Annotated in this window: 8 protein-coding genes; 7 read left to right on the top strand and 1 reads right to left on the bottom strand. The window is 74.3% G+C overall.

Annotated elements, in window-relative coordinates:
- From ACLIYP_RS27940 to ACLIYP_RS27925, 4 genes are all read left to right on the top strand, one after another.
- Positions 1-215, top strand: a 215-nt coding sequence (locus ACLIYP_RS27940) for a winged helix-turn-helix domain-containing protein (protein ID WP_412715873.1), incomplete at its 5' end; no start/stop codon positions are given.
- A gap of 111 nt (positions 216-326) precedes the next feature.
- The gene (locus ACLIYP_RS27935; RefSeq protein ID WP_412715872.1) at positions 327-2,723 is read left to right on the top strand and encodes a HelD family protein; all 2,397 of its coding nucleotides are present in this window, start codon (positions 327-329) and stop codon (positions 2,721-2,723) included.
- Between the two features lie 413 nt (positions 2,724-3,136).
- Positions 3,137-4,570, top strand: a complete 1,434-nt coding sequence (locus tag ACLIYP_RS27930; RefSeq protein ID WP_410538372.1) for an NAD-dependent malic enzyme — start codon at positions 3,137-3,139, stop codon at positions 4,568-4,570.
- A 315-nt stretch (positions 4,571-4,885) separates the two neighbouring features.
- Positions 4,886-5,167 (top strand): HU family DNA-binding protein, encoded by a 282-nt coding sequence (locus ACLIYP_RS27925; RefSeq protein WP_093654109.1) that lies wholly within the window; start codon positions 4,886-4,888, stop codon positions 5,165-5,167.
- Between the two features lie 200 nt (positions 5,168-5,367).
- Here ACLIYP_RS27925 and murA read toward each other — a convergent pair whose 3' ends face one another.
- Complete coding sequence (murA, locus tag ACLIYP_RS27920) at positions 5,368-6,696, bottom strand: UDP-N-acetylglucosamine 1-carboxyvinyltransferase (RefSeq protein ID WP_412698146.1); 1,329 nt, start codon at positions 6,694-6,696, stop codon at positions 5,368-5,370.
- Between the two features lie 227 nt (positions 6,697-6,923).
- On the opposite strand from murA, the gene ACLIYP_RS27915 reads away from it, so the two are divergent.
- From ACLIYP_RS27915 to ACLIYP_RS27905, 3 genes are all read left to right on the top strand, one after another.
- On the top strand, positions 6,924-7,484 hold the full coding sequence (locus ACLIYP_RS27915; RefSeq protein WP_093654113.1) for a YqgE/AlgH family protein: 561 nt from the start codon (positions 6,924-6,926) through the stop codon (positions 7,482-7,484).
- A 178-nt stretch (positions 7,485-7,662) separates the two neighbouring features.
- Positions 7,663-7,950 (top strand): DUF3039 domain-containing protein, encoded by a 288-nt coding sequence (locus ACLIYP_RS27910; RefSeq protein WP_093654114.1) that lies wholly within the window; start codon positions 7,663-7,665, stop codon positions 7,948-7,950.
- A gap of 323 nt (positions 7,951-8,273) precedes the next feature.
- On the top strand, positions 8,274-8,519 hold a 246-nt coding region (locus tag ACLIYP_RS27905; RefSeq protein ID WP_412715871.1), incomplete at its 3' end, for a glycoside hydrolase family 20 zincin-like fold domain-containing protein.

Genomic DNA, 8,519 nt, shown 5'->3' with positions numbered 1-8,519 from the left:
TGCTGCGGGCCCTGGCCCGGCGGCCCGGCTGGGTGGTCTCCCGCGCCGAGCTGCTGCGCGCCCTGCCCGGCGCGGGGCGCGACGAGCACGCCGTGGAGACCGCGGTGGCGCGGCTGCGTTCGGCGCTGGGCGGGCCCCGGATGATCCAGACGGTGGTCAAGCGCGGCTACCGGCTGGCCTTCGACCCCTCGGACGGGGGCTCCGGCCCGGGGTGACCGGGACGCGGGGCGGCGTGCGCGCCGCGGTCCCCTGGCGTACGGTGGACGGCTGCCCTGAGTACAGCAGAAGGGGGCCGTGCGTTGGGAGCGCAGGAGACAGTGCCGTCGGTGCCGAGGCCCGCCGCCGTCGGCGACGGCGGCGGGCACGAGGTGCACGACGGCGTACGGGAACGCGAGATCCGCGGGGAGCAGGAGCACCTCGACCGGGTCTACCGGCGTCTTGAGGAGAAGATCCACGAGGCGGAGTTCCTCATGGCGGACGCCGCCAAGCGCGCCCAGGTCGGCACGCCGGGGGCGCTCGCCGAGCGGGACGCGCAGGTCTTCCGCGCCGGTGTGCACCTCAACCGGCTCAACAGCGAGTTCGAGGACTTCCTCTTCGGGCGGATCGACCTGCTGCGGGGCAAGGACGGCGAGCGCGGGCCCGACGGCGCGTACACCTCCGTCGAACCCGCCGACGACGCCGTGCGCACCGACGACGCCGTGCGCACCGGCACCGCCGCCGCGGACATCGCCGAGACCCTGCACATCGGCCGGCTCGGCGTGCTCGACGCCGACTACACCCCGCTGGTCATCGACTGGCGCGCCCCGGCCGCCGCGCCCTTCTACCGGGCCACCCCGGTGGCGCCGGGCCGGGTGGTGCGGCGGCGGGTGATCCGCAGCCGGGGCCGCCGCGTACTGGGCGTGGAGGACGACCTGCTGCGCCCGGAGCTGACGGCGTACCTGGACGGCGAGGAGCTGGCCGTGGTCGGCGACGGCGCCCTGATGGCGGCGCTGGGCCGCTCCCGCGGCCACACCATGCGCGACATCGTCGCCTCCATCCAGGCCGAGCAGGACGAGGTGATCCGGGCCCCCGCCGTCTCCGTCACCGAGGTCGAGGGCGGCCCCGGCACGGGCAAGACGGCGGTCGCGCTGCACCGCGCCGCGTACCTGCTCTACCAGGACCGGAGGCGCTACGCCGGAGGCATCCTCGTCGTCAGCCCCACCCCGCTGCTGGTGTCCTACACCGAGGGCGTGCTGCCGTCGCTGGGCGAGGAGGGCCAGGTCGCGATCCGCGCGCTGGGCTCGCTGGTGGAGGGCGCCGAGGCGGACACCCACGACGAGCCGGCCGTGGCCCGCGTCAAGGGCTCCTCCCGCATGGTGCGGGTGCTGCGCAGGGCGGCCCGCGGCACGCTGGAGCTCGGCGCGCTGGAGCTCGGCGCGCCGCGGGCCGGCGGGGTGCCCGGCCGGCTGCGGGTGGTCGCCCTCGGCACGCGCCTGGAGCTGGACGCCGACGACCTGCGCCGGATCCGCGAGCAGGCGCTCGGCGGCACCGCGCCCGTCAACCTGCTGCGCCCGCGCGCCCGGCGGCTGCTGCTGGACGCGCTGTGGGAGCGCTCGGGGGCCGGCCGGCGGTACACCGACCCGGAGCTGGCGGCCGAGGCGCGCCGGGGGTTCGACGAGGACGTCTCCACCGAGACCGACTTCACCGGCTTCCTGGACGCCTGGTGGCCCGAGCTGACCCCGCGCCGCGTGCTGGCGGCCATGGCGGACGAGAAGCGGCTGTCACGCTGGGCGCGCCGGGTGCTCCAGCCGCGCGAGGTGCGGCGGCTGGCGCGTTCGCTGGCCCGGCTGGACGCCGGCGGCTCCGGTCCGCTGTCCGTCCACGACGTCGCGCTCCTGGACGAGCTGCGGGTCCTGCTCGGCACCCCCGCCCGCCCCCGCAGGAGGGAGGTGGACCCGCTGGACCAGCTCACCGGCCTGGAGGAGCTGAGCACCTACGCGGACCGCCTCGCCGCCCGCACCGCCCGCGCCGGGCGCCGGGAGGAGGAAGAGCGCACCGACTACGCGCACGTCATCGTCGACGAGGCGCAGGACCTCACGCCGATGCAGTGGCGGATGGTGGGCCGGCGCGGCCGCCAGGCGACGTGGACGGTGGTCGGGGACCCGGCGCAGAGCTCCTGGTCGGATCCGGAGGAGGCCGCCGCCGCCCGCGACGAGGCGCTGGGCGCCCGTCCGCGCCGCCGCTTCGAGCTGACGGTCAACTACCGCAACCCGGCCGAGATCGCCGAGCTGTCCGCCCGGGTGCTGGCCCTGGCCATGCCGGGGGTGCGTCCGCCCCGCGCGGTGCGCGCCACGGGGCTGGTGCCGCGCTTCGCCACGGTGGCCGGCGGCCCGGAGGGCCCGGACGGGGCGGTCGGCCGTGCGGTGCGCGCGGAGGCCGAGCGGCTGCTGGCGGAGGTGGAGGGCACCGTCGGCGTCGTGGTGGCGATGGGCCGCCGCGAGCAGGCCCGCGCCTGGCTCGCCGGGCTCGGCGACCGGGTGGTGCCGCTGGGCAGCCTGGAGGCCAAGGGCCTGGAGTACGACGCGACGCTCGTGGTCTCGCCCGCGGAGATCGCCGACGAGTCCCCGGCGGGCCTGCGGGTGCTGTACGTGGCGCTGACCCGGGCCACGCAGCGGCTGACGGTCCTGTCGCGGGAGAAGGACCTGCCGGACGCCGAGGGGGTCCCCGACCTGCTGAGGGAGTGAGGCCCACGGAATCTTCCGATTGCCGGGGCCGAACGGAATCGCCGTCGCCGATCGTTTGTTAGCCTGAACGTGGCACCGGCCCGATCCAAGCCCCCGGGCCCAACCTTCGTCGCTTCGAGCGACCACTTGCCGCGAGGCGAGCATGGCGGGTCGGTGTCGCAGACGTGGATCCGAGGGGTCCGCACCGCGGAAGCGCGGTGCGGACCCCTCGTCCGTGTGTCCCGGGCCCGGGGCCCGCGACGTGCCGGGTGTCACACGGCGGACCGCGCCGCGCGCGCCATGGCGGAAAACACTTTCCGCCCTCCGGGACCGGTTACCTGCTACCGGCCGGTAGGTGCGACGATCGGGTGACGCGATCCGGCGAGGTGGCCGGATGTGCGGCACAGCACCACGGAAAGCAGAGGAACCCGGCCATGGCAACGGCGCCCAGCGTCTCGTACTCGATGACCATCCGCCTGGAGGTGCCCGCCGGAGGAGCGGCGGTCAGCCAGCTCACCACGGCCGTGGAGTCCTCCGGCGGCTCGGTCATCGGTCTCGACGTCACGGCCTCCGGCCACGAGCGGCTGCGCATCGACGTCACGATCGCCGCCTCCTCCACCGCGCACGCCGACGAGATCGTCGCCAAGCTGCGTGAGGTCGAGGGCATCGCCATCGGCAAGGTCTCCGACCGGACCTTCCTGATGCACCTGGGCGGCAAGATCGAGATGGCGTCCAAGCACCCCATTCGCAACCGCGACGACCTCTCCATGATCTACACCCCGGGCGTGGCCCGGGTCTGCACCCAGATCGCGGCCAACCCCGAGGACGCCCGCCGGCTGACCATCAAGCGCAACTCCGTCGCCGTCGTCACCGACGGCTCGGCCGTGCTGGGCCTGGGCAACATCGGGCCGAAGGCCGCGCTGCCGGTCATGGAGGGCAAGGCGGCCCTCTTCAAGCGCTTCGCCGGCATCGACGCCTGGCCGCTGTGCCTGGACACCCAGGACACCGACGCCATCGTCGAGATCGTCAAGGCCGTCGCCCCCGGCTTCGCGGGCATCAACCTGGAGGACATCTCCGCCCCCCGCTGCTTCGAGATCGAGGCGCGGCTGCGCGAGGCCCTGGACATCCCCGTCTTCCACGACGACCAGCACGGCACCGCCATCGTGGTGCTGGCCGCGCTGACCAACGCGCTGCGCGTGGTCGGCAAGGACATCGAGGACGTGCGGGTGGTGATGTCCGGCGCCGGGGCCGCCGGCACGGCCATCCTCAAGCTGCTGCTGGCCGCCGGCGTCAAGCACGCGGTGGTCGCCGACATCCACGGAGTGGTGCACGCCGGACGCGCGGACCTGGTGGGCGCCGCGCCCGACTCGCCGCTGTGCTGGATCGCCGACAACACCAACCCCGAGGGCGTCACCGGCACGCTGAAGGAGGCCGTCGTCGGCGCCGACGTCTTCATCGGCGTCTCCGCCCCGGACGTGCTCGGCGCCGAGGACGTGGCCGCGATGGCCGACGGCGCGATCGTGTTCGCGCTCGCCAACCCCGATCCGGAGGTGGACCCGGCGGTCGCCCGCCGGACCGCGGCGGTGGTGGCCACCGGCCGTTCGGACTTCCCCAACCAGATCAACAACGTGCTGGTCTTCCCCGGCGTCTTCCGGGGCCTGCTCGACGCCCACTCGCGCACGGTCAACGAGGAGATGATGCTGGCCGCGGCGCGGGCGCTGGCCGACGTGGTGCACGAGGACGAGCTGAACGCGAACTACATCATCCCGAGCGTCTTCAACGACAGGGTCGCGGGCGCGGTCGCCGGAGCGGTGCGGGACGCCGCCATCGCGGCCGGGGAGTCTGTGACGACCGCCACGGCGCCCTGACCGCATGGGACCGGCGCGTCGGGGGCATCCCACCCGGACGGCCCCTTAGGGTGGCGAAAGCCGCACCGAGGGTGGCTACGGAGTGTCATCATCGCGTGTCACAGGCGTCCTCCGGGTGATGTCGCAGGGCCCCGGATTGGCATTACCACCGCAGGTGGGGGCAGGATGCTTCCCCGAGGGCCGCGTCCTGGGGGCGCCCCCGCGGACGCGGAAGGTCTGGCAGCAGACCCGGGTCCGGGGACTGTCCGAGGGCCCTGGCAGCATCGGCTTCGATCTCATGCCTCACAGGCAAGAAAAACCACGGGAGTACGAATTATGAACCGCAGTGAGCTGGTGGCAGCGCTGTCCGAGCGCGCCCAGGTGACCCGCAAGGACGCCGACGCTGTGCTGGCCGCGTTCGCCGAGACCGTCGGCGAGGTCGTCGCCAAGGGCGACGAGAAGGTCACCATCCCCGGCTTCCTGACCTTCGAGCGCACCCACCGTGCCGCTCGCACCGCGCGCAACCCGCAGACCGGCGACCCGATCGAGATCCCCGCCGGCTACAGCGTGAAGGTCTCCGCGGGTTCCAAGCTGAAGGAGGCCGCCAAGGGCAAGTGAGCCCCGGCGCGGCACCGCAGGCGTACGCACGAGGGCGGTCACCCCGCAAGGGGTGACCGCCCTCCGCGTCGCGTACGGCGGCCCGGCCGGGGCCGGTGGGGTCAGGCGGGCAGTTCCACCCGCGCCCCCAGCGCCGGCAGCTTCTCCATGCTGTGCTGTTCCGGGGGCGACCCCCGGGCCCCCGGCCGGGGCCGGTGGGGTCAGGCGGGCAGTTCCACCCGCGCGCCCAGCGCCGGCAGCTTCTCCATGAAGTTCTCGTAGCCCCGGTTGATCAGGTCGATCCCGTGGACCCTGGAGGTCCCCTGGGCCGCCAGTGCGGCGATCAGGTAGGAGAAGCCGCCGCGGAGGTCCGGGATGACCAGATCGGCCCCCTGGAGCTTCGTGGGGCCGGACACGACCGCCGAGTGGAGGAAGTTGCGCTGGCCGAAGCGGCACGGCATGCCGCCCAGGCACTCGCGGTAGAGCTGGATGTGCGCGCCCATCTGGTTGAGGGCGGAGGTGAAGCCCAGCCGCGACTCGTACACCGTCTCGTGGACGATCGACAGGCCCGACGCCTGGGTCAGGGCCACCACCAGCGGCTGCTGCCAGTCGGTCTGGAAGCCGGGGTGGACGTCCGTCTCCAGGGCGATGGCCTTGAGCGCGCCGCCCGGGTGCCAGAAGCGGATGCCGTCGTCGTCCACCTCGAACTCGCCGCCCACCTTGCGGTAGGTGTTGAGGAACGTCATCATCTCGCGCTGGCTGGCGCCTCGCACGTACACGCTGCCCTCGGTCGCCAGCGCCGCGCTCGCCCAGGAGGCGGCCTCCAGGCGGTCGGGCAGGGCGCGGTGGTTGTAGCCGCCGAGCTTGTCCACACCGGTGATGCGGATCGTCCGGTCGGTGTCCATGGAGATGATCGCGCCCATCTTCTGCAGTACGCAGATGAGGTCCTCGATCTCCGGCTCCACGGCGGCGTTGGAGAGTTCGGTCACGCCCTCGGCCAGCACGGCCGTCAGCAGGACCTGCTCGGTGGAGCCGACCGACGGGTACGGCAGCTTGATCTTGCAGCCGCGCAGCCGCTGCGGAGCCTCCAGGTACTGGCCGTCGGCGCGCTTCTCGATCACCGCGCCGAACTCGCGCAGCACGTCGAAGTGGAAGTTCACCGGGCGCCCGCCGATGTCGCAGCCGCCCAGGCCGGGTATGAAGGCGTGGCCCAGCCGGTGCAGCAGCGGGCCGCAGAAGAGGATCGGGATGCGGGAGGAGCCCGCGTGGGCGTCGATGTCGGCGACGTTGGCGCTCTCCACGTGGGAGGGGTCGAGCACCAGCTCGCCCGGTTCCTCGCCCTTGCTCACGGTTACGCCGTGCAGTTCGAGCAGGCCGCGGACGACCCGGACGTCGCGGATCTCGGGGACGTTGCGCAGACGGCTCGGTTCGCTGCCGAGCAGTGCGGCGACCATGGCCTTGGGCACGAGGTTCTTCGCGCCCCGGACTCTGATCTCGCCCTCCAGCGGTGTGCCGCCGTGGACAAGGAGTACGTCGTCAGTGCCGGTCATGGGCCTCGCGTTCCAGGATGAAGAAGAGCAGGGGCACAGGGAATGGTAATGGCCGTGCACCCGGGCCGTATCCGTTCGTCCGGGGCGCGGACGGGTCCGGGGGACGGACGGGCGCGGCCCGCACCGGCGCCGGGCTGCGCCCGGTCGCGCAGCGTGTGCGGGCCGCTCCGCGGGGTCGTGCGCAATTCGGGCCTACGTCCGGGCCCGGAGTGCGGGATCATTGGGGCATGACCGAGGTGACCTCGCTCACCGGGCGGCTGCTCGTCGCGACGCCGGCGCTGACCGACCCGAACTTCGACCGTGCGGTGGTGCTGCTCCTCGACCACGACGAGGAGGGCTCGCTCGGCATCGTCCTCAACCGGCCGACGCCCGTGGACGTCGGCGACGTACTGGAGCCCTGGGCCGCGCTGGCGGGGGAGCCGGGCGTGGTCTTCCAGGGCGGGCCCGTCTCGCTGGACGCGGCGCTCGGCGTGGCCGTCATCCCGGGGGGCGAGGGCCCGCTGGGGTGGCGGCGGGTGCACGGGGCCATCGGCCTGGTGGACCTGGAGGCGCCGCCCGAACTGCTGGCCGCGGAACTGGGCTCGCTGCGGATCTTCGCCGGGTACGCCGGGTGGGGGCCGGGCCAGTTGGAGAACGAGCTGGAGGAGGGCGCCTGGTACGTGGTGGAGTCCGAGCCCGGCGACGTCTTCGCGCCCGACCCGGAGCGGCTGTGGCGGTCCGTGCTGCGCCGCCAGCGCAGCGAGCTGGCGATGGTGGCCACGTATCCCGACGACCCCTCGCTGAACTAGTGCCGCGACAGGCGGGGTTCGCCCGGCGGCGGGGCGTCCCGCCCCGGCTCCGGCCGGGGCGCCGGTGCCGGGCCCCGGTGCCGGGCACCGCGACGGGGCGGGCCGGCGGCGCGGCCCGCCGCCTCGGGCGCGGCGGGTTCGGGTGCCCCCGGGGGCGGCCGCAGTACCCTTGGGGCCCATGAGCACTCCTGAGCCCGAGCGCGGGACGGGCACCGGCACCCTCGTCGAGCCCACCCCGCAGGTGTCCCACGGCGATGGCGACCACGAGCGCTTCGCCCACTACGTCCAGAAGGACAAGATCATGGCCAGCGCGCTCGACGGGACCCCCGTCGTCGCGCTCTGCGGCAAGGTCTGGGTCCCGGGGCGCGACCCCAAGAAGTACCCGGTCTGCCCCATGTGCAAGGAGATCTACGAGTCCATGGGAGCCGGCGGCGACAAGGGCAAGGACGGCGGCGGCAAGAAGTGACGCCGCCCCCCGGCGCCCCCTCCTCTCCCGCCTCTCCCTGACCCGCCCCGCACAGGGACCGTCACTCCTCCGGCGGCCCCCGGAACGCACGCCGGTGCGTTCCGGGGGCCGCCGTGCGTACGGGCGCGCGTCCGGGGCCGGCCGGGTGTCTTGTCGGCCGCGGCCGGTTCCCCTACCCTCCTGCGCAGTTGTGCATGGCGAAACGAGCGTTGCGCACAGTGCAACGCTTCTTCTCCAGGGTCGCCCGGGAGCGGGACGCCGAAGACGAGGGCGCGTGCGCCGATGGTGTGCGCCGCCTGCGAAGCATGCGAGGAGAACCGGGCATGTACGAGCCCGATCTGGTCCCCCTGCCCCGCTCCGCCGAGGACGGCGGCGGACGGCTGGCGCTCGGCGCCCGGACGGTGCTCGACGCCGGCCCCGGCACCGGGCGGGCCGCCCACTGGCTGCGCACCGCACTCGCCGCGGCCACCGGCCTGCCCCTGCCGCCCTCCGGCGCGTACGGCGGAGGCGGCCGGGGGAGCGACGCGGGCGCCTCCGCCGTACGGCTGCGCGTGGACGAGGCGGTCGCC

It is taken from the genome of Streptomyces nanhaiensis, assembly GCF_046614825.1.
Classification (GTDB): Bacteria; Actinomycetota; Actinomycetes; order Streptomycetales; family Streptomycetaceae; genus Streptomyces; species Streptomyces radiopugnans.
The sequence above is the reverse complement of the archived record's forward strand: the minus strand, read 5'-3'. Positions and strand labels throughout refer to the sequence as shown.